24 protein-coding genes and 1 CRISPR repeat array are annotated in these 19,128 nt (G+C 50.1%); of the genes, 12 read left to right on the forward strand and 12 right to left on the reverse strand.

What is annotated here, in order from left to right:
- Positions 1 to 17: 17 nt before the first annotated feature.
- From ACSU1N_RS03870 to ACSU1N_RS03895, 6 genes are all read left to right on the forward strand, one after another.
- Complete coding sequence (locus tag ACSU1N_RS03870; protein WP_440060274.1) at positions 18 to 338, forward strand: 50S ribosomal protein L21e; 321 nt, start codon at positions 18 to 20, stop codon at positions 336 to 338.
- A gap of 5 nt (positions 339 to 343) precedes the next feature.
- The gene (locus tag ACSU1N_RS03875; protein WP_440058942.1) at positions 344 to 706 is read left to right on the forward strand and encodes a DNA-directed RNA polymerase subunit F; all 363 of its coding nucleotides are present in this window, start codon (positions 344 to 346) and stop codon (positions 704 to 706) included.
- 138 nt (positions 707 to 844) lie between these two features.
- Positions 845 to 1,426 carry a DUF655 domain-containing protein gene (locus tag ACSU1N_RS03880; RefSeq protein WP_440060275.1) on the forward strand — a complete coding sequence of 194 codons (582 nt, stop codon included), beginning with the start codon at positions 845 to 847 and terminating at the stop codon, positions 1,424 to 1,426.
- On the forward strand, positions 1,410 to 2,246 hold the full coding sequence (rsmA, locus tag ACSU1N_RS03885) for a 16S rRNA (adenine(1518)-N(6)/adenine(1519)-N(6))-dimethyltransferase RsmA (protein WP_440058943.1): 837 nt from the start codon (positions 1,410 to 1,412) through the stop codon (positions 2,244 to 2,246). Before ACSU1N_RS03880 ends, rsmA begins: the two co-directional genes overlap by 17 nt.
- A gap of 68 nt (positions 2,247 to 2,314) precedes the next feature.
- Positions 2,315 to 2,851, forward strand: coding sequence for a methyltransferase (locus ACSU1N_RS03890; RefSeq protein WP_440058944.1), 537 nt, complete (start codon positions 2,315 to 2,317; stop codon positions 2,849 to 2,851).
- A complete protein-coding gene (locus ACSU1N_RS03895) occupies positions 2,841 to 3,566 on the forward strand; it encodes an RNA methyltransferase (protein ID WP_440058945.1) in 726 nt (241 codons plus the stop codon). The genes ACSU1N_RS03890 and ACSU1N_RS03895 overlap by 11 nt, the downstream gene beginning before the upstream one ends.
- A gap of 19 nt (positions 3,567 to 3,585) precedes the next feature.
- Here ACSU1N_RS03895 and pyrH read toward each other — a convergent pair whose 3' ends face one another.
- A complete protein-coding gene (gene pyrH, locus ACSU1N_RS03900) occupies positions 3,586 to 4,260 on the reverse strand; it encodes a UMP kinase (protein ID WP_440058946.1) in 675 nt (224 codons plus the stop codon).
- Positions 4,261 to 4,335: 75 nt separating this feature from the next.
- Between pyrH and glmS the strand changes: the two genes are divergently transcribed.
- From glmS to ACSU1N_RS03920, 4 genes are all read left to right on the forward strand, one after another.
- Positions 4,336 to 6,171: a glutamine--fructose-6-phosphate transaminase (isomerizing) gene (gene glmS / locus ACSU1N_RS03905; RefSeq protein ID WP_440058947.1), complete on the forward strand. Its 1,836-nt coding sequence runs from the start codon at positions 4,336 to 4,338 to the stop codon at positions 6,169 to 6,171.
- 9 nt (positions 6,172 to 6,180) lie between these two features.
- Entirely contained in the window at positions 6,181 to 7,353 is a 1,173-nt protein-coding gene (locus ACSU1N_RS03910) for a sugar phosphate nucleotidyltransferase (RefSeq protein WP_440058948.1), read from the forward strand.
- A gap of 65 nt (positions 7,354 to 7,418) precedes the next feature.
- Positions 7,419 to 8,228, forward strand: coding sequence for a BtpA/SgcQ family protein (locus ACSU1N_RS03915; RefSeq protein WP_440058949.1), 810 nt, complete (start codon positions 7,419 to 7,421; stop codon positions 8,226 to 8,228).
- Between the two features lie 121 nt (positions 8,229 to 8,349).
- On the forward strand, positions 8,350 to 8,571 hold the full coding sequence (locus tag ACSU1N_RS03920) for a hypothetical protein (RefSeq protein ID WP_440058950.1): 222 nt from the start codon (positions 8,350 to 8,352) through the stop codon (positions 8,569 to 8,571).
- Between the two features lie 131 nt (positions 8,572 to 8,702).
- On the opposite strand, the gene ACSU1N_RS03925 is transcribed toward ACSU1N_RS03920, so the two are convergent.
- From ACSU1N_RS03925 to ACSU1N_RS03940, 4 genes are all read right to left on the reverse strand, one after another.
- Positions 8,703 to 9,938 (reverse strand): S8 family peptidase, encoded by a 1,236-nt coding sequence (locus ACSU1N_RS03925; protein ID WP_440058951.1) that lies wholly within the window; start codon positions 9,936 to 9,938, stop codon positions 8,703 to 8,705.
- A 569-nt stretch (positions 9,939 to 10,507) separates the two neighbouring features.
- Positions 10,508 to 11,451: a CRISPR direct-repeat array (repeat unit 24 nt; unit sequence GAAACAATCGAAAAGAATTGAAAG).
- A 58-nt stretch (positions 11,452 to 11,509) separates the two neighbouring features.
- A complete protein-coding gene (locus ACSU1N_RS03930; RefSeq protein ID WP_440058952.1) occupies positions 11,510 to 11,659 on the reverse strand; it encodes a hypothetical protein in 150 nt (49 codons plus the stop codon).
- Between the two features lie 160 nt (positions 11,660 to 11,819).
- Entirely contained in the window at positions 11,820 to 12,704 is an 885-nt protein-coding gene (locus ACSU1N_RS03935; RefSeq protein WP_440058953.1) for a damage-control phosphatase ARMT1 family protein, read from the reverse strand.
- 166 nt (positions 12,705 to 12,870) lie between these two features.
- A complete protein-coding gene (locus tag ACSU1N_RS03940; RefSeq protein WP_440058954.1) occupies positions 12,871 to 13,254 on the reverse strand; it encodes a RidA family protein in 384 nt (127 codons plus the stop codon).
- Positions 13,255 to 13,436: 182 nt separating this feature from the next.
- Here ACSU1N_RS03940 and ACSU1N_RS03945 point away from each other — a divergent pair, with 182 nt between their 5' ends.
- Positions 13,437 to 14,108: a hypothetical protein gene (locus ACSU1N_RS03945; protein WP_440058955.1), complete on the forward strand. Its 672-nt coding sequence runs from the start codon at positions 13,437 to 13,439 to the stop codon at positions 14,106 to 14,108.
- A gap of 264 nt (positions 14,109 to 14,372) precedes the next feature.
- Here ACSU1N_RS03945 and ACSU1N_RS03950 read toward each other — a convergent pair whose 3' ends face one another.
- The 6 genes from ACSU1N_RS03950 to ACSU1N_RS03975 form a co-directional block, all read right to left on the reverse strand.
- Positions 14,373 to 14,663, reverse strand: coding sequence for a ferredoxin (locus ACSU1N_RS03950; protein ID WP_440060276.1), 291 nt, complete (start codon positions 14,661 to 14,663; stop codon positions 14,373 to 14,375).
- A 21-nt stretch (positions 14,664 to 14,684) separates the two neighbouring features.
- Positions 14,685 to 15,497 carry a hypothetical protein gene (locus tag ACSU1N_RS03955; RefSeq protein ID WP_440058956.1) on the reverse strand — a complete coding sequence of 271 codons (813 nt, stop codon included), beginning with the start codon at positions 15,495 to 15,497 and terminating at the stop codon, positions 14,685 to 14,687.
- A 154-nt stretch (positions 15,498 to 15,651) separates the two neighbouring features.
- Positions 15,652 to 16,032, reverse strand: coding sequence for a NifB/NifX family molybdenum-iron cluster-binding protein (locus tag ACSU1N_RS03960; RefSeq protein WP_440058957.1), 381 nt, complete (start codon positions 16,030 to 16,032; stop codon positions 15,652 to 15,654).
- Complete coding sequence (locus tag ACSU1N_RS03965) at positions 16,022 to 17,002, reverse strand: nucleotide-binding protein (protein WP_440058958.1); 981 nt, start codon at positions 17,000 to 17,002, stop codon at positions 16,022 to 16,024. The genes ACSU1N_RS03960 and ACSU1N_RS03965 overlap by 11 nt, the downstream gene beginning before the upstream one ends.
- Entirely contained in the window at positions 16,999 to 17,889 is an 891-nt protein-coding gene (locus ACSU1N_RS03970; RefSeq protein ID WP_440058959.1) for a P-loop NTPase, read from the reverse strand. Before ACSU1N_RS03970 ends, ACSU1N_RS03965 begins: the two co-directional genes overlap by 4 nt.
- A gap of 9 nt (positions 17,890 to 17,898) precedes the next feature.
- A complete protein-coding gene (locus tag ACSU1N_RS03975) occupies positions 17,899 to 18,291 on the reverse strand; it encodes a hypothetical protein (protein ID WP_440058960.1) in 393 nt (130 codons plus the stop codon).
- Positions 18,292 to 18,450: 159 nt separating this feature from the next.
- On the opposite strand from ACSU1N_RS03975, the gene ACSU1N_RS03980 reads away from it, so the two are divergent.
- Positions 18,451 to 18,582, forward strand: coding sequence for a hypothetical protein (locus ACSU1N_RS03980; protein ID WP_440058961.1), 132 nt, complete (start codon positions 18,451 to 18,453; stop codon positions 18,580 to 18,582).
- Between the two features lie 249 nt (positions 18,583 to 18,831).
- Here the strand turns inward: ACSU1N_RS03980 and ACSU1N_RS03985 are convergent, their stop codons facing one another.
- The gene (locus tag ACSU1N_RS03985; protein WP_440058962.1) at positions 18,832 to 19,110 is read right to left on the reverse strand and encodes a hypothetical protein; all 279 of its coding nucleotides are present in this window, start codon (positions 19,108 to 19,110) and stop codon (positions 18,832 to 18,834) included.
- Positions 19,111 to 19,128: the final 18 nt, after the last annotated feature.

The raw sequence follows: 19,128 nt of genomic DNA on the forward strand, positions 1-19,128 counted from the left end.
CTTACACGGGAGCAGTCATGGTTAAAGCACCTAAAGGCTACAGGCATAGGACGCGTAAGCTCTTGACCAAGAGCATTAGGGAGAGAGGCGCGGTACCCCCGTTGAGCAGGCTGCTTATAGAATACAAGGAGGGAGATGTCGTCCACATAGATATCAACCCGTCTGTCCATAAAGGAATGCCCCACAGGAGGTACCAGGGGAAGACAGGCGTAGTAATAGGCCGGAGGGGTAGGGCTCTAATAGTCAAGGTTCGCTTAGGTGATAAAGACAAGATACTGTTTGTCAGACCGGAGCACGTAGTCAAAGCGGAGGTCTCATCCAGCCAGCAGGGAGGCTGAATTCGTTGAGCAAGGTTGTGAGACTGAATATTATAGAGCAGAAGCTTCTATCCAACCCTGAAGTATACCACCTACTAAGTGGTGTCATAGAGAAGATTAGAGAGAAGGAGGGGAACGTCCCGTTAATCCTATCTAAGACGTTTAGCTACGTTGAGAAACACTCTAAGATCAGGCCTGAGGAGGTTCAGTCTGCTATATCCTTTCTTAAAGGGCTGGGTTTTAAAGACGAGACGATCGTTATGATAATAAATATTTGTCCTAAAACAGTCGACGAACTAAGGATCCTGCTGGATTACGAAGAGAGGTATATCGAGGAGAATACTCTGAAAGAAGTAGTCGAGTATATGAAGAACGTTTGCTTAAAGTAGAGTCCTATCCTGTTGGAGAAGCCGGAGTAAACATTATTTCTGTCTAAATACGATTTAAAAACTTGGCTAGAAGAGGTTTGAACTGTTTTGTCTAGGAGGTTTCAAGAGCCGAGGAGAGAAGTAGCTAGAGAGCCTGCTATGTACGTTATAGACTATATGGAGACCGGTAACCCATCCGACCGGCATTTCGAGCACAGGAACCAGCCCCTTGTCCAGGGCGTTGGCGTAAAATACTTCTCCCTCCTCGAGGCAACACCTCTACCAGCGATTAGGATAGATATACTCGAGAAGGTTGAGCTAGGCCCCCATAGCAAGGTGAAGCATATTATACATATAACATACGATGACCTAACGAGTGTAGCTAGAGCAAACCTACCCGAGGCTGTAAAGAGGATAGTGTTAGAGAACGAGAAGATTTTCACAGAGTTCTTCAATATAGCAGACCCTATAAACATAAGGCTCCACGCTCTCGAATTACTACCAGGGGTAGGCAAGAAAACTATGAAGGCTATACTCGAAGAGAGGGAGTTGAAGAAGTTCGAGAATTTCGCAGATATCAAAGAGAGGGTTAGAATAGACCCGGTTAAAACACTCGTAGAGAGGATTATCAAAGAGATAACAGGGAGCGAGAAATACTACTTGTTCGTCAAGCCTAGGGAAAGAGGGGTTAGCGAGATATACCTAGGGTATTTGGAGAGACTTCATGGAGAAATATTCTAGGAGGGGTGTAGACAGCTCTTTCAAAAACCTGGTCAGGCAGGTCCTAGCTCTTGTAAAAGAAGAGAATATCAGGCTGAAGAAGAGGCTGAGCCAGCATATAACCGTATACCCTAGTGTTATAGACTGGATCCTAAGCTCTATAGACCCTGGTCTCGAGACTCTCGAGATAGGTTCTGGGACAGGTATTATAACATATTACCTCTGCAGGAGTATAGCCAGGCCTATTATAGGTATCGAGATCGATGAGAAACTAGCAGAGGTCTCGGAGACTATACTAGATTGCCCGAATACAATAGTATTGGTCGGGGACGCTCTAGAACTAGAATTCGATACTAGACAGGTTGTTTCAAGCGTCCCCTACGGGATTTCGAGCAAGCTACTGGTAAAGCTTTCTAGGAGCAATAGTGTCGAGAGAGCTATCCTAGTGCTGCAGAAAGAGGTTGCCGACAGGATTGCTTCTCCTCCTGGTACAAAAAATTACGGTAGGCTAAGCGTTCTCGTAAGACTGGTCTTCGAGATCGATCCAGGCCCGGTCTTCCCTAGCAGCTACTTCTATCCGAGGCCCAAGGTGGATTCTAGAGGGGTGGTTTTACTGAGGAAGAGGGAGTATGATGATTTAGCCAGGTCTGTAGAAGACTTCACAGGCAAGATTTTCACCCAGCGTAGGAGGAGGGTTGGGAGGGTTATCGAATCCGTTTACGGAGTCGAGGAGAGGGAGATAGCTAGCCTAGGGGTCGAGACAGGTAAGAGGGTTTACGAGCTCGGCGAGGAGGAGATACTACGGATAACAGAATACCTGAGGTCAAAAGGCTTACTGTAGACAGTGTAACATACTCTGTCTTCGAAGACGTCTACGAACCCAGCGACGATACCTGGCTTGCCGCGAGAATGATCGATAGGCTCAGCGAGATCAGAGGGAGGCAGGGCTTCAACCTATGCGTAGACATCGGCTCTGGTACAGGCTTCCTAGGTTTGTACATGCTTAGGAAAGAGCTTTGCCGTAGGGTGGTTTTCATAGACGTATACGAGAAACCGCTCTCGAATACGGTGTTCAATATAAGGCTCAACCGTTTAGAGCACAAGTCTATCGTCTTAGCTGATACGAAGGGTTTAGGGGATTCTACTGTAGAACTCGTCGTATCAAACCCGCCGTACCTACCGGGTGTCCCAGGGGATGGTTTCGAAGCATCTATCTACACCGGTCCCCTTGGCTACGAGGTTATACTGGAGATATTAGAAGAGGCTTGTAGAATACTCGTTGACAGGGGTTTAATGATCCTGGTCTACTCTACGCTGAGTAATACGGGTGTAATCGAGGAGAGTGTCAGGAAGTGTTTCACTATTAAAATATCCGAGTCTAGATCATTCTTCTACGAGGAGATTAAGAGCGTGCTACTAGAGAAGAGTGGTAGGATTGATAGTTAGGGTTGTACTAGTAGGTGTCGAAGGGGCTTTCAACCTAGGGGTTGTAGCTAGGACGTGTATGAACTTCGGTGTCGAAGAACTCTACCTTGTGAATCCTAGAGCGGATTTAAACGAGGCTTTAAACTACGCTGCTAGAGCCAGGGAATATCTTTCTAAAGCTGTTATAGTAGACGATTTGAAGAAGGCACTCGAAGGAGTCGACCTATCTGCTTCAACAAGCGACGAGGGCTTCGCTAGAGGAGACCCTCTGAGGCAGGCTCTTCCATTAGGCGATTTCGTAGAGATGGTTAAGAGCAAGGGTTTCAACAGGGTTGCGATCGTCTTCGGCCGGGAGAGCACTGGTCTAACTAGGGAGGAGATCGCTTCGACAGATATCCTCGTAACTATCCCAGCTAGCCCTACCTACCCGGCTCTAAACCTAGCCCAGGCCGTAGCTATAGTATTATGGGAGTTGTGGAAGGCGAGGTCTACGCAGCCTGCTAACATACCCCCAGCAGCTTCGAGAGAGTCTCTCGAGAAGCTTGCGGAAGCCTTCGACAGCCTGGTAGACAAAGCTATATCTCCCGAGGATAAGAGGAAGAGGATTAAGACCGTGGCTAGAAGGGTTGTATTCAAATCCAACTTATCCGACCTCGAGGCGAAGATCCTGCTTTACCTCGTGAAGAAAATTGAGAGGAAGCTAGAGGGTAAGGGGTCTGGTAGTGTGAAACAATAGTATCCTGGTCTAGCCCTCTCTAACCGGGTATGATCATAGAACCCGGGTTCCCGCCTCTAATCATCTCCAGCAGGTTCCCGGGGTCCTTGTAGCTAGCTATCTTGATAATTATCCCACTCCTCGAAGCAATATCGAGAGCTCTCAGGTCTATGAGGGCGTAGTCTCCGGGTATCTGACTTGCTTTCAGCATCCCCGCTAATTCCGAGACTCTTATAATCTTCAGAGGCTTGGCGTCGGGGCTAGTCCTAGGGTCTTTATCGTAGATGTAATCTGCTACCGAGAGGTCGTAGACTTCGCTAACCCCTAGGGCTTCTGCTACTTCTAGCATTACAGATGCTGTAGACTGCCCTGGTATCAGCCCGCCTAATACTACTATGCTACTAGCATTAACTGCTTCAAGGACTCCTCTAATACTAGTTGGAACCCCTGGATAAGAGAGGGGTTGTAAAGCGGCGGCTAGCACTAGCGCATTAAGCCTCGAAGCCCCAATACCTATCTCGTCGAGCCAGTAGTTTGACGAGACTCCTAGTTTCACAGCCAGGCTGATACTATCCCTGGCAACCCTCCCCCCTCCTGCTACGACTACGACTTTGTTCTCTCTAGCGATCTCTCTAACTGTGTTTACGAATTTAGCGAGTATATCCGGCTCGTCGAATGCTTTCCCAGTAATCTTAACTACGATTATTTTCCTCAACGATGCACCCTCTTGTTTTAACAATGATATCGGTTTTTAAAGAAAACAGGGATCCAAGATTATGAGGTAAACGTTTTGTGCGGTATCATAGGCGTTTGCGCATCACCAGGTAGGAGGCTTAACACCGGGGAGATGGTTTTCAAAGGCTTGCTAAGGCTAGAGTACAGGGGGTATGATTCAGCTGGTGTAGCATCTATTGAATCAGGTGTTATAAAGGTATTGAAGGGCAAGGGGAGGATAGCAGACCTGGAGAAAAAGCTTGGCTTCAGCAGGGTTGGAGGTAGTGTTGTAATAGGGCATACGAGATGGGCTACTCACGGAGCTCCAAGCGATGAGAACGCTCATCCACACACGGATTGCACAGGTAGTATCGCAATAGTCCACAACGGTATAATTGAGAACTATAGGGAGCTTAGAGAAGCCCTTGCGAAGAAAGGGCATGTATTCAAGAGCGAGACCGATACAGAGGTTGTCGCACACCTAATAGAAGAGTACTTGAAGACGGGGCTAGCTCCCTACGAAGCCTTTAAGAAAGCTATTAGCTCGATAAGAGGTAGCTACGCGATACTAGCGGTATTCTCTAGCCAGCCTGATACCATATTTTTCGCTAAGAAAGACAGCCCGCTGGTGATAGGGCTTGGAGAAGGCTTCAATATGGTTGCGAGCGATATACCTGCTCTACTAGAGTACACTAGGAGGGTTATAACAGTGAGGGATATGTGGGTCGGCTATATCACGGGGGATAGCGTCTTCATAGAAGAGCTCGGGAAAGGCCCTGTAGAACCCTCTAGCTACGTGAGGGTTGTCGAGTGGGATCTCGAGAGCGCTAGTAAAGGAGGCTACCAGCACTTTATGATCAAAGAAATACATGAGCAGCCTAGGGCTCTAGCAGAGACTTTCTACGGTGCTTTAAGCGATCTCTCTCTCGGCGAGGCGGCTAAAATCCTGCTGGATGCTAGGAGGATCTATATCACGGCTGCTGGGACAAGCTACCACGCGTCACTACACTTCGCTCTCTCAATGGGGAGGATTAGCAAAATACTAGTAACCCCGTTTATAGCAAGCGAGTACGAATCGTATGCTCCTACAGCTAGGGAGGGCGATGTACTGATAGCTGTAAGCCAGAGCGGTGAGACGATGGATACGCTGAAAGCTGTGAGAGCATTCAAAGAGAGAGGGGCCCGGGTCATAGCTGTATCAAACGTAGTAGACAGCGCTATACCCAGGGAGAGCGATCTCCCCCTCTACACTAGGGCGGGTCCCGAGATAGGTGTCGCCGCAACCAAGACTTTCACAACCCAGACCCTGCTACTATCCCTGCTCGCGCTAGAATACGGTTTGCTGAGAGGGGAATTGCTTAAGAGCGAGTACGAGGAGTTGAGGAAAGAGTTGTCTAAGTCTAGCGAGCTCGCTTCTAAGACTATCTCGTGGAGCGAAGGGGTTGCTAGGAAGATAGCCGAGTTCTTGAGGTTCAAGAATAGCATCTACTATCTTAGCAGGGGTATTGGGTTGCCAACGGCTATGGAGGGTGCTCTCAAGATCAAGGAGATAGCTTACATACATGCCGAAGCCTACCCGGCGGGCGAATCTAAACACGGGCCTATCGCGCTAGTTGAAAAAGATTTCCCAGTAGTCTTCGTAGTGCCTAGAGACGAGTACTACGAGAAGCTGATCCTAGGGAATATACAGGAGATGAAGGCTAGAGGCGCTTTCATAATTGGTGTAGCCCCCGAGGACTCTAAGCTCCTGGATCTATTCGATATATGCATTAAGACGCCGGCGTCCAACTGGCTTACAACACCTATCACCCACACGCCTCCGCTACAGCTGGTTGCGTATTACACTAGCGTGTATAAAGGGTTCGACCCGGATAAACCGCGTAACCTGGCTAAGACTGTGACAGTAGAGTAGGTGGTTTGAATGCTCAACCTTGTCCTGGCGGCTGGGAGGGCTTCAAGCGAGCTAGGCGTTCTGGTACCGCCCCGCTCTAATAAAGTAATATTAAGGATACTTGGGAAGCCTATAGCCTACTACCCTATCACAGGACTGTATACTGCGAACAAGAGTGTTGTACACGTAGTCTACAGGGAGGGGGAAGACGAGGTTCCTAGAGAGCTGTCTTCAAGCGTGGAATACCCGTTGGAGTACATAGAGCAGAAGGCTGGTTGGAGCGTTAGGGACGCTATACTATCTGCTAGGGAAAGGATCGATGCCGTAGACTATTTTCTACTATCCTTCGGCGATTTAATAGTAGATGCTGAAGCATACCTGAAGCTTGTATCAGCCCATGTAGAAGAAGCTCCTGACGCTACAGTCCTAGTAACCCCTGTCGAGCCACATAATATCGGGACCTATGGGATCGCCTCTGTAGACGAGAACTGGTTTGTCAGAAAGGTCTACACGAGAGGCGGGGTGGTCGGGGAAGCAGTCTACACGGTAGCAGGAGTCTACATCCTACCTTCTAGGATACTAGACTACCTCGAGAAGGGGCTAGACCTCCCCGAGGCGCTTGACGCGCTGGCTAGGTCGGGGAGGGTTAAGGCAGTCCTGTGGACGGGTACGTGGGTTGATATAGGGTACCCGGCTGATATGCTTGAAGCAGTATACCAGTTGCTCTCGAAGGTTAGAGACGTCAGGGTGTCGGGTAAGGCTGTTGTAGAAGACACTGCTAGGATTGAAGGGCCTGTTATAGTAGAAGACGGTGCGTACATAGACCACTACGCTGTTGTAAAAGGCCCTGTCTATATTGGGAGAGGTGGTTTCGTAGGAGCCCATAGTTTTATTAGAGAATACACTGACCTAGAGGAGAAGACTAGGGTAGGCTCCTACGGGGAGGTTAAGTTCTCGATCGTCCAACCCTACTGCTTAATGGATAGCAGGGTGACAGTACTGAACTCTGTACTCGGGGGTAATAGTATTGTTGGCACAGGTGTTACAACACTGAATGTACTCCCCGCCGAGGAAGCGCCTCCGAGGCTTAGAGAGCACGTTGTCAGAAGGGGTGTTTTCGAGAAGAAGATAGGTGCTGTAATAGGTTACGGGGCTAGGGTTCCGCCTTACACTATCCTCAATCCGGGGAGCGTGTACAGATAGTATACTAGCATACTCCTCCCAATTATTTTATAGCTTGTTGGAATATCTGTAAAGGGGTCTGGTGATTGGAGGTCGTAGGCGTTATCCACCTCCCTAGGCTACCCTACTCTGATACCCTTGTAGAATTCGACCTTGACAGGGTTGTCGAGAGCGTTCTAAGAGAGGCTTCTATACTCGAGGAGCTAGGCTACGATAGCGTTATAGTTGAGAACTATGGTGACGCCCCGTATCCTAAGAGGGTTAGAGACCCTCTGGCGCTCAGCGTTATCGCGCTGATAGTGAGAGAGGTTGTTAAAAACACTAGCCTCAGGGTGGGGGTTAATATACTCAGGAACTCTGGTAGAGAGGCTTACGCAGTAGCTGTAGCAACCGGCGCAAGGTTTATCAGGGTGAACGCGTTGACCGAGACTATTGTTAGCGACTCCGGGGTTATAGAGCCTGAAGCGCCTAGGCTCAGGGCGATCAGGTCTAATTACAGAGGGGTCGAGGTATACGCTGACATCCTTGTGAAGCATGCTGGTAGCCTGACCCTGGCTATCCAGGCTTTGGCGGGAAAGGTTTCCGGAGACCCTCTAGCACTCCTACCCGAGATTGTAAGAGACGCTGTAGAGAGAGGCGGGGCAGACAAGGTTGTTGCGACAGGGCTGAGGACGGGTGAGGCGCCGGACCCTGTTTTCGTAAAGAGGGTTAGAGAGTCTTCTCCAGTACCGGTAATACTAGGTAGCGGGGCGACCCCCGAGAATATCGGTTTATACAAGCCCTATATAGACGGCGTCATAGTAGGGTCGTATATCAAGAGAGATGGTAGAGCCGGTAACCCCGTGGACCCCGGCAGGGCCGAGAAGTTTATCAAAGCTGTTAGAAGCCTCTCCTAGCAGGAGGCTCCCACGCCGCCTTATAGAGACCTGGAGGGATTATAACGTGCCTAATATCTGGAGAACCCAGGTAAAATTTTTAGTATTCTAATTTGAAAGATACTAGTAGAGGGCTGGAGACATGGTTAAATGCCCCTACTGCGGTTTCGAAGCCGGCGAGGAGTCTTTCAAGTTGCTACGAGAGCCCTGGAGCTTCAGGTTCTACACTGTCAAAAGGCTGGAATGCCCTATGTGCCACGGGGTATTCAACTACTACTCCGGTGTCAGCCCGAGAGGGAAGAAGTCGGAGTTCGCGATAAGAGTCAAGCCTAGGCCTAAACCTGCTGGAACACCTCCCAAATAGTCAGGTTTTTCCCTGAATCACAACCAGGGTTAGGTTATTTATCTTATAGTCAGGTATCCTCTCCTGACCATGCGAAGATACTGGGAGGAAGGGTTTCAAGGATTGGTGTGGGAAAAAAGTGTTTAGGCTGTCTATAGGTAGTAGAGGGCGTAGTCTACTGCTGCTTTAGCGTCTACGAGCCCGTATCCGTAGAGCGGGTCGTAGCCCGAGCTACCTAGGTCTCTGGCTGTGACGATTATAGCGTAGTAGACGTAGTCGGGCGATAGCTTCGGTTTCCCAGCGGCTAGTCTCAGGGCTTGTATTAACGCTGCTATTGCTGAGACGTGTGGTGTAGCCATCGAGGTACCACTCATATAAGCGTATTTGCCTCCTGGGTACGTCGATAATATGTTTACGCCTGGTGCTACTACATCGGGGTATCTATTGCTCCAGCTAGGCACGTTACCGTTAGAGTCTACTGCCCCGACTGCTAGGACCTCGGGGTACGCGGCTGGGTAGTCTGGGGAGCTCGCGCCCTCGTTCCCGGCTGCCGCAACCAGGACTACGCCGTAGCTGTAGGCGTACCTGATAGCGTCGTGCAGGGTTGTACTATCGTAGGGGCTTCCTAGCGACATGGATATAACGTCTGCGTCATCGCTCGTACCAGGCGTTCCGTCCGGTCCCTTGGTTGCTTCTATAATGCCTCTAGCGATATCGCTCACGTAGCCGCTTCCCGAGGCATCTAGTACTTTGATAGCGTATAGGAGTGCTTTAGGAGCTACCCCGGCTACACCAGCCCCGTTCAGCCTGGCTGCTATAATGCCTGCTACGTGTGTCCCATGCCCGTTGTTGTCAGCGCACCTTGACAGGGTCGTGCCCTTGTAGAATGTAGCCCCGTTGTTCAAGGATACTACACACCATGTCACAGCCCCGGTTAGGTCCGGGTGGTTGTAGTCTATCCCGGTGTCTACTACCGCAACCCTTACCGTAGAGTAGTAGCCGTATGCGGCGTTACCGTAGTAGCTACTGTAAGCGCTCCATACGCTCGGGGCGTTCACCATGTAGATATTCCACTGGACCTCACCGTGGAGCTTAGCAGGGGCGTCGGCTTCCACCTTCAGGACGCCTGGTAGCCTAGAGAGCTGGCTTTGCGCTGTCGAGGGAGCTAGGACTACTAGAGCCCTGATCTCGGGTATCTCGCTTACAACCCTCCCGCCTACCTTGGCTAGGGCCGAGGACACCTGGCTCTTAACACTCGAGTAGTCTGAGAGAGGGCTTACCCTGACAACCAGCCTCTCGTAGGATACTGGCGCAGCACTAGACTCGAGGGCTAGGTAGGATACTAGGATTAAAGCTACTACAAGGCCTAGTAGCAGGGCTTTCCTCAAGCCATCCCACCGCGGAGATGAAGTTAGAAACGTGCAGGTATAAAAACCTTTCCCCTCTAGACATGTATAAATTCCTAGAAAACACCATTATACACATATATAAAACAAGCCCTCCCCTGTGTAAAAGACACCTCCAACTAACACCCACCCCGGCTACGGTACTAGCCGAAGAAGAGGAGAGCCTGAGATTTTGTGCAACCTCCTAGCCCCTAACACCGGTCGAACCACGAGTAGGTAGACTAACAGGGAATCCCGAACCCAGCTCCAACCACGACCACACTCTTAATACGAATTCCCATGTCGGACATGGGATTTTTGCCTAGGTCCCGTGTTGGCAAAAATGGATCAGGGGTGTATTGGAGATCGCTTGGTGTAATGAATTAACTAGACACTTTAATGATTGATCAATCTGGATCTTCCCATGTAGGTCATAGGAATTTTGTCTAAAACCATAGCACAGAAGGAGGTGATCACCCCTCATGATCGCTTCTTCGACATTAAAGCATAGTGCAAAACACAAAACTTAAATATCCGGCCCCTTCAAATATCTAAATCAAGAACCAAGCTCGGAAACAATCGAAAAGAATTGAAAGCTGTTTCAAAACGTTCAATATTATCTTCTTTACTCGCGGTGAGAAACAATCGAAAAGAATTGAAAGCTTACAATGACATTCTCGATTGCGTTCTTAATCGCTTGAAACAATCGAAAAGAATTGAAAGTGCACATCGCCACTTGCCCCTAAAATATATCCACCTCCGCCGGCAGAAACAATCGAAAAGAATTGAAAGGGCTTAGGGGTTTGGGTTTGAGCCGCCATTTTCCCACCCCCTGAAACAATCGAAAAGAATTGAAAGGTATTACATGGGAGGTGCATAATGGGCTCTCAAACCCAATCCCAGAAACAATCGAAAAGAATTGAAAGGTGTCACAGCATAGTGGTCTCCATCATACTCTATCGTGAAGAAACAATCGAAAAGAATTGAAAGGAGGACAGAGTCACTAGCATGCTCGACGAAGAGATTTACGAAGGAAACAATCGAAAAGAATTGAAAGATCAGGGGCACCGAGGTAGAACAGGTGAGTTTCGAGGATGAAACAATCGAAAAGAATTGAAAGCTCTTTATCATATTGTACATAGTGAGAAAATGAAGACAATAAGAAACAATCGAAAAGAATTGAAAGTAGCTTCCAGAACCTTTACAAGCAAATTTTTATTGTCTGAAACAATCGAAAAGAATTGAAAGATACTTGCTCAGTGTAACGCTAGCATCGTCAAATATCGCGAAGGGGAAACAATCGAAAAGAATTGAAAGTACTTTCTAAGAAGGATTGAAACATCTTCGCATGGAAGTTCTAGAAACAATCGAAAAGAATTGAAAGGCGATCGGCGAATGTAAGAATTCTAACGAGTATCACAGAGTCGAAACAATCGAAAAGAATTGAAAGTAAGTATAAGAACCGTCTTATCATATAGGTGGCTTCGTAGCTGAAACAATCGAAAAGAATTGAAAGTAGGCTAAAGAGGGGCTGGAGAGTCTAGAAGGCCGGGTAGCACTTTAAAACTCCTTGGCTAGGCTGTCTTCGACTTGTTGAAAACAGGTCTTCTACCAGTGGAAAAGCCGGAGATAGGGTTGCTAGCCCTCCTAGTTGAAGGCAGCATGATCCAGGCTATTATCGTAGCTGTCCTAGAGTCCCTGGGTAGGATAGCCTCTAGACTCATCAACAGACACCGGATTACACGGTAGGTAGGAGGCGTAGCCTCTTACCCCCAAGTACATGAGGGTTAGCTGGGGCTTATGGTTAAAGCTGCGAGCAGGGAGGTAGTGAGATTTACCCGAAGCGGGTTCGGTGAGCTTAAAGTTATCGGGGCGGGGAGAAGGTCAGCTGCATTTCACTACTATTTTTCCCTTCGACCCGGGTTTGATTGCTCTGGCTACTACGTCGCATTTGGGTATTAGTATGTAGCAGACGGGTTTCCCCAGGTCTACCCCGCTCAGGTACTCGTAGTGGCTCATTCCTTTGGCTACGACGAGGTCTGAGGCTTCGAGCAGCCTCCTAGCCTCCCCGTCTATCTTCTCGAGGTGTATGCTGGAGGCCCGGGCCCCGTAGGATGCAGCAGCGTCTAGGGCTTTATCCAACCCTATCTCCCTAGCGTCTACGATAGTTATATCGTTCTGGAACCCTGGTTCTTCTTTGAATAGGCCGTAGACCCTGTTCCCCATCCTCCTGACCTCGCTGATTAGCAGAGTATCGTAGACCGCTTCCCCAGCGTTGTCGAAGAGCCATAGAACACTCAGGCCGCCTCTCGACACGAGCCTGTAGAACTCCGGGGTATCGTCTACTCCGAAAACATAGGATTCCACGAACCCGGGTGTTAGAGGGGTTTCAAGCGGCTGGTGGCCTGCTACACCATAGTCTATAGCGTTAGCTACAGCAGAAAGCTTCACAAGGTACCTGAACCTCTCGTACCCTTCGAGCCTCGAGGAATACTCTAAGTGGACGCCGAGGTTCCCAAGAGCCAGCCTATTCGAGTAAGACCTCAGCCTCCTATAGTACTCTACAACACCCGGGGCTAGATCGACTAGGAAGTTGAAGACGTCTGTAGCAATATGCGTTAACTCCCCTTCGAGGTCGAAGGATTCGAGGAGCCTGGCTACGACCCTCTTAGCTACATCAACCCCCGCCCTATCCCCTAGCCCCGACTCCTCGACCTCCCTCAGCCTCGTGGTGATAAGGCACCTCAAGCATTCTAAACTAGGCTTCAAGAGCATGCACCACAGGCGAGGCTGGTAGAGGGGTTCGCGGAACCCGTGTTGTAAGAGATAATAGGCTCTACAGGGTATTTTAACCTAGGTAGACGCCCGTAGACGGTCCCTGAGCAGGGGTTGGATGAAAACGGGCTTCTGGCCCTGGGGACAACTAGGGTGTGCTCTATGCTTCTTTATAGGCTATTACATCGATTTCTATCCTGACGCCTCTGGGGAGGCCTGCGGCCTGGATTGTAGTCCTGGCTGGAGGGTTCTCTCTGAAGTACTCGCTGTATACTTCGTTAAACGCTTGGAAATCCTTTAAATCGGCTAGGTAGACTGTGGCTTTAACTACGTCGCCTAGGGAGTAGCCTTCGGATTCGAGTATAGCCTTGATATTCTCTAGAACCCTCCTCGCCTGGACTGCTACATCCCCTTCTACAACCCGGCCTGTAAACGGGTCTATTGGTATCTGGCCGGATACGAATAGCCAGGGGCCTACTCTAACAGCCTGAGAGTACGGGCCTATAGGCTTAGGGGCTTTATCCGTGTAGACAATCTTTTTCAAACCAGCCACCGTCTTAAGACAATACGCTCCCGGAGGTAAAAAACCTCCCACGGGCTATGGTACTAGGCTATTACGAGACGCACACAGTGCGCCAGGGAGGCGGGAGCCCCTAAACTCGCCACCCGTGATAATACAGCGTTTAAATATTTTCTCGGGGATAAATAAGAAAGGTGGAACAGGATATGTCTAACCCTACTAGGAGCATGCTTGTAATATCCCTCCTTATCATAGCTATCGTATCCGCCCAGGCTCTAGCAGAACTAGGGTATCAGCAGGGCGACTGGCTCAGGTACAGGTATACCGTCTCGATGGCTGGTAGCGAGTGCGTATACATAGTTAAGGTAACCGTGAAAGAGGTAAACGGGACTCTCGTAAAATACGATGCGGGTATTGAGAAGCTGGAGAAAGGAGATGAATCCAGGTGCTCGGGTATCGGTAGTCTCCTCGCGTTAGGCTTAGCACTGAGCAGTATGAACCAAGTAGACGTATCCAGGCTGGGTCCAGACTCGGGAGAGATTTTCATAAGCCCGGACTACACAGGGACGTATAATACTAGCAAAGGGAGGCTTACCTATCAGAAGGGAGTACTAGTAGGCATGGAATCAGAGTGGACTACGGGTATCGTAGCCCAGGTGAAGCTTGAACTAGTAGATACAAGTATCAGCTGGCTTAAGCCCAGTGCCTCAGGAGGCCTCCCTATACTTACAATAACCCTAGTAGCTGCTGCCGTAGCAGTAGTGGGGGTAGGGGTATTAGCCTACACTATGCGTAGGAGGAAGCAAGCGCCTCCACCATCCCAGCCTAGTAGCCGTTTGTCCCTAGAGGGTCATTCCATGATTTTTAGGGTTATTTAGGGTCACCTCTAGGGACTTCCACCTCGCCCACAGATCACGGGCTATCCCTATGGGTTCATGGGCGGCTGTCGAGCCCAACGGCACAGAGCTCCCATCTACTTTTAGCCTGCCCAGGCTTAGAGCATAGCTCCCATCGCCTAGGCGGCTTCAACCCACCTATAAAATTCCCTCAATAACAGTCTCTTAACACGCTTACCCAACAGGCCTTCCGCCGATGGCCGGGCTCTAATATATTTCGAAGCAGGGGTAATAGCTGGCCTACATTCATCCTTCTAGAGCCTCAATTCTGATAGCGCCGACAGGGCATACTTCAGCGCCTAATCTAGCGCACTCGTAGAGTTCCCCCGGTATAATGCCTACAGAGATTCTCCCGTCTGATTCGACAGCGTACTTGTCTACCACTTTGTTCTTCCCGTTGTCGATCCCTAGCTCGAATACCTCTGGACAGGCTGCTGGGGCAGAAACATTTATTACTAACCAGCGGATAGACCTACCGGAATAAGCCGGGTTAAGGCATAGAACTAAGAACCCCCCGAGCAGGGATCCGGCTGGAATATGTACTGGAAAAGGATTTGTTCAGGAGAGCGTGAAGAGGACTACTGTCACCGGCCCGGCGGGGTCGGGCTGGTATGTCATGTATAATAGTGAGTAGGCCTCGTTCTCGGGTATTAGGAACAGGATACCGGTCTTCAAGTAGTCCCCTGGGGCGATCTTCGTGAATAGGTTGAACCCGTAGTATCCTACAGCCTGGACGGATGTAAAATTCAGCGGCGTAGGTATGCTCTCAAGGTCGTAGAAACGAGCCCACTCGTAGACCCCTCCTCCGGCTGTTATAAGACGGGGCCGGTATGTGTTGAAGACGTCTATGAGATAACGTGGTTCAGAGCCTGTATTCCTAAGCCCGATAGTTACTAAGACGGCTTTGAAACCCTCCGGTGCCTTATACCAGTATATCCTCCCTAATAGCAGCATGTGAAGCGGGTCTACTACCTGCTCCTCGTATGTAACGTATTTAGAAGCCTTCGCATCGAGTACTGTGAACTCGAAGCCGCCTAGGCTCACAGGCTCGCCGGGCCTCGCTACGATTGCTATACTACCCCGGTTCTGCGCAGGCTCTAGCGGGATAATAGATGGCGCTACCGTAACCGTAACGGTCTCGAATTCTACCTTCGTATAAGTCATCTTCCTGACAGCGGTCGTAGTAACCGTCTGCCTCTCTGTAACCGTTACCGACTGGGTCAGGGTAGTAGTAGTAGTCGGCACAACCGTAGTCATGGTCACGGTCTTAACAACCGGCTCTCTAACGCTATAGCCTGTTATGAAACCCGCTAGGCCCGCTACGAGAACTGCGACGGCTAGCAGAGTAGTCCAATTAGCCATCTGCACCATCTAAAGATCTATTAGTAGACAGGAGAGTAAAAATTGTTTCCCAAGACTTAATACTCCTGGGGCTGCTTCCGGATACCTGGTTCGCCGGCTCTGGAGCAAGAGGGTAGTGGGCTTGTGTTAGAAGCGGGTTACCTGCGGCTAGGGGTACGCGTGTTTAAACCGAGCTGTGGGACCCTAGCTCTTTGAGAACCCTCTCCAAAGCTTCTCTAACAGTCGTCCCGAGCACGCTGTAGACTCTTACACCGGACTGCTGGAGGGCTATGTAAGCGTTCGGACCCGGGGATGGGCCTACTACTACTTCAACCCCTTCGTCTATAAGCTTCTGTACAGCTAGAACCCCTGCCCCGCTACCGGCTCTATAACCGGGGTTCTCGACAACCCTCACGCCCTCTACCCTCCCTGTCGACGGGTCTACGTCTACTATCGTGAAAGTCATTGCTCTACCAAACCTCTCGGCAATATAGTCGTCCAGCCCTCCTCTATTAGTTGCGAAAGCAATCTTCATGTAAGCCACCCATCCCCTACTAACCCTCACCGGGTTTTATAACTATTGGTATGAAAGGCTCGGGCTTTTCGGGCAGGTGCTTCCTCTTCCAGTTCTCGTAGTCCTCTATAATACCCGCTAGCCTCTCACCTATCTCGTGGATCCTCTTAGAGACCCTGCTCTCGGGGAATGCTTCAATAACCGGTTTCATAATACCCATAGAGTAGGGTACTACCTCGTCGAAAGGTATCTCGCCTAGGAAGTCTATCCTCTCCTTCTCAGCGTAGCCGAGTATCTCCTCTTTGAAACCGGGGTTGAGATCGCTCTTGTTGATAATAAGTGCTGAAGGAATATAGAAGTGCTTAGCGAGTTTGTGAACCCTCTTCAAATCGCTGAAGCTAGCAGGGGTCGGTTCTGCTACTAGAACCGCTATATTCGCCCCCGCAAGACTCGATATAACCTGGCATCCTATCCCGGCGGCTGAATCAACTAGCATCAAGCCCTCGGACCCTAGGATCCTCCTCCCAACGTTCTTGGCTTCGGTGACAACCTTCCCGCTGTTAGGCCTGCCCGGCACGCTCTCGCTAGAGACCAGGGGGAATCCGTACCTAGTCCTACTAGCTACCCTAATCCTCCCAGATACCTCCCCTTTATTAACCCTTATCGCTTTAACAGGGCATACGAAGCTACAGGTATAGCATCCTTCGCAGACCCAGGGGTTTATATAGTATCTTCCTTCCCTAACGTATATCGCCCCGAACTGGCAGGCCTTCAGGCACTCCCCGCACCTAGTGCACTGGTCCTGGATAATGTAAGCAGTCTTACCCTCGTGCAGGGTTACCTCCTCGCTCCACTCTCCTACTCCTAGCACTATGTGGAGATTGGGTGCTTCAGCATCGGCGTCTACTGCCACAAGCCTGTAGCCCTTCCTAGCTAGTATTACTGCTAGCGATGCGGCTACAAGGGACTTGCCCACGCCTCCTTTCCCGCTTGCGACAACTATCTCTAGCACTCCCCTCATAGCCCACCCCTCCCTAGTAGCCCGGCAACCCCCTCAGCTATCTCGTAGAGTACTCGGGAAGCGGTTGAACCAGGTTTCGATACTACTATAGGGGTCCCGGATACATAGGATTCTACGACATCAGTGCTGTAAGGGATCCTGAATACTCTCTCCACACTGTATTCCCTCGCTTTCTCTAAGTGTTCTTCCTCCCTGCCGATACCCGCTTTGTTTATTACAAGCCAGCTCTTCAAACCCATGCCTTTGACAACCTCGAGTATCGAGACCATGTCGTGTAAACCAAGGGGGGTAGGCTCTGTAACTACTATGACTAGATCGGATCTCTCCAGGGCTATAGATACATGGTTGCCTGTGCCAGCGCTAGTATCTATCAGTAATAGCTCCGGCCCTAGCTCTTCAGCATACTTCTTGACACGGTAGACCCCCGGCGGGGTATGCTCCTCACCCTCCCTGAGGACCCCGGTCACCAGGGTGAAGCCGTAGCCCTCCCCCTTCACGTTATTAACGTGTATATAGCCTAGCACATGGTATCCTTCTCTAATCGCGTTATAGGGGCAGGCGTAGTAGCATGCTTTACACCCGCTGCAGAGCCTTGGGAATACTATTGGGAGGGATTTAGGAGGCATTAGCAGGGCCCCGGTATCGCATACTTTAACACAAACCCCGCACCTAGTGCAATTAGCCGGGTTTATGAATGGGAGGAATAGCTTGATAGGCACGCCCTCCCCGAGCCCACTGAGACCTAGGAGTACATGGTCGTTCGGCCCCTCGAGGTCTAGGTCTGCCAGGACTAGTTTAAACCGCTTGCTGAGGAGTACGGCGAGGTTTACTGCTACAAAACTCTTTCCAGTACCACCCTTCCCACCTGTAACCGAAACCCTCCACAATATTACCACCTAGGAGAGGAGTCTTGCGAACAAAGGGTTTTTCACAACCCTATCGTTGAGCTCGGTATCGCCCAGCCCCACCGCTTCTTTAATAGTCCCCTCGATGTACTGCCTAACATCCTCTGGTATACTAGGCTCTCCGCACACGTACTCAACACACCCTGTTCTAACACCCGGCACCCCCTCTCGCCTAACGAAACAGGGGTCTCCCTCTAACATCTCTTTCAAGCCCTCGATATAGAACACCCCCGGCCCCCTCCTGTAGACTAGGCTGGTAAGCCTACTTCCCCTGTCGTTCAGCCAGCGTATTTCAGCTAGAGCGATAATTCTACTGACTCTGAAAGGGTGTAAGCAGCCGGTTCTGGAGAGTATGAAACCCAGCAGGTCCCTAGCGCTTATCAAACCAACCACTCTACTCGTTAGGACTTCCTAACAGCTGGGAAACACTTACGTCTCCAATCCCCTATAAGGATTCACGTCAGAGACCCCGCTGAACCATCTAGTCGCCGGGGTCTGTCTGCGGGGTTCGACACCATCTTAGAAATCATTTAGGCGTAAAAATTGGCTGGAGGCGGTCGGCTAGGGGGTATCCGGTTCCAGACACGTCTAGTAGTAGTAGGTTATGGAGGCAGTATGGCTTGCTGGCTCAGCCTGGTTCAGGTTACCGACTTCTACTACTACGTCGCCGGGTAGGACTGGGTGCTACCACGATGCCTGCAACACTGAGATTCCATGTCATAGTGTAGAAAGCGCCTGTACGAGGACTTGCTACAGTGACTCTTACAAATGTCTTGTCTGTGCACGTAGAATGTACTACTATAGCAGCATACCCTGCGTAGCTAGCTGTCAGGTTCCAGGAGACCGAGGAACCGGGGCTCGCCTACCTTCTGGTACCTGGCTACTACATCCGACCTCTCGAGGTTTAGGATAGCGTCCATATTATTAGGCATACGTTGAATACTCAGCGTATAGTCTGGTATAGTCCGAGTAGAGATTGTTAATTAGCCCGTAGAGTCTAGCTGTCTCGTTTTCCAAGTAGTTTACCAAATAGTCTTTAGCACTATTTTCCGCTCTGAGACTATAGTAGACGCCTACGAGGGAGCCGGCGAGAACAATTGAAACTATAATAGAGACGACGGCAAACGTCTCACAATGAGCCCGGACAGTAGCCCTACCAGCCATGGTCTCGCCGTGTTCTAGTATTGAGGCTCTGCATAACATTTTTGCTAAGAGGATAGC

Source organism: Thermogladius sp. 4427co (genome assembly GCF_051933805.1).
GTDB lineage: Archaea > Thermoproteota > Thermoprotei_A > Sulfolobales > Desulfurococcaceae > Thermogladius.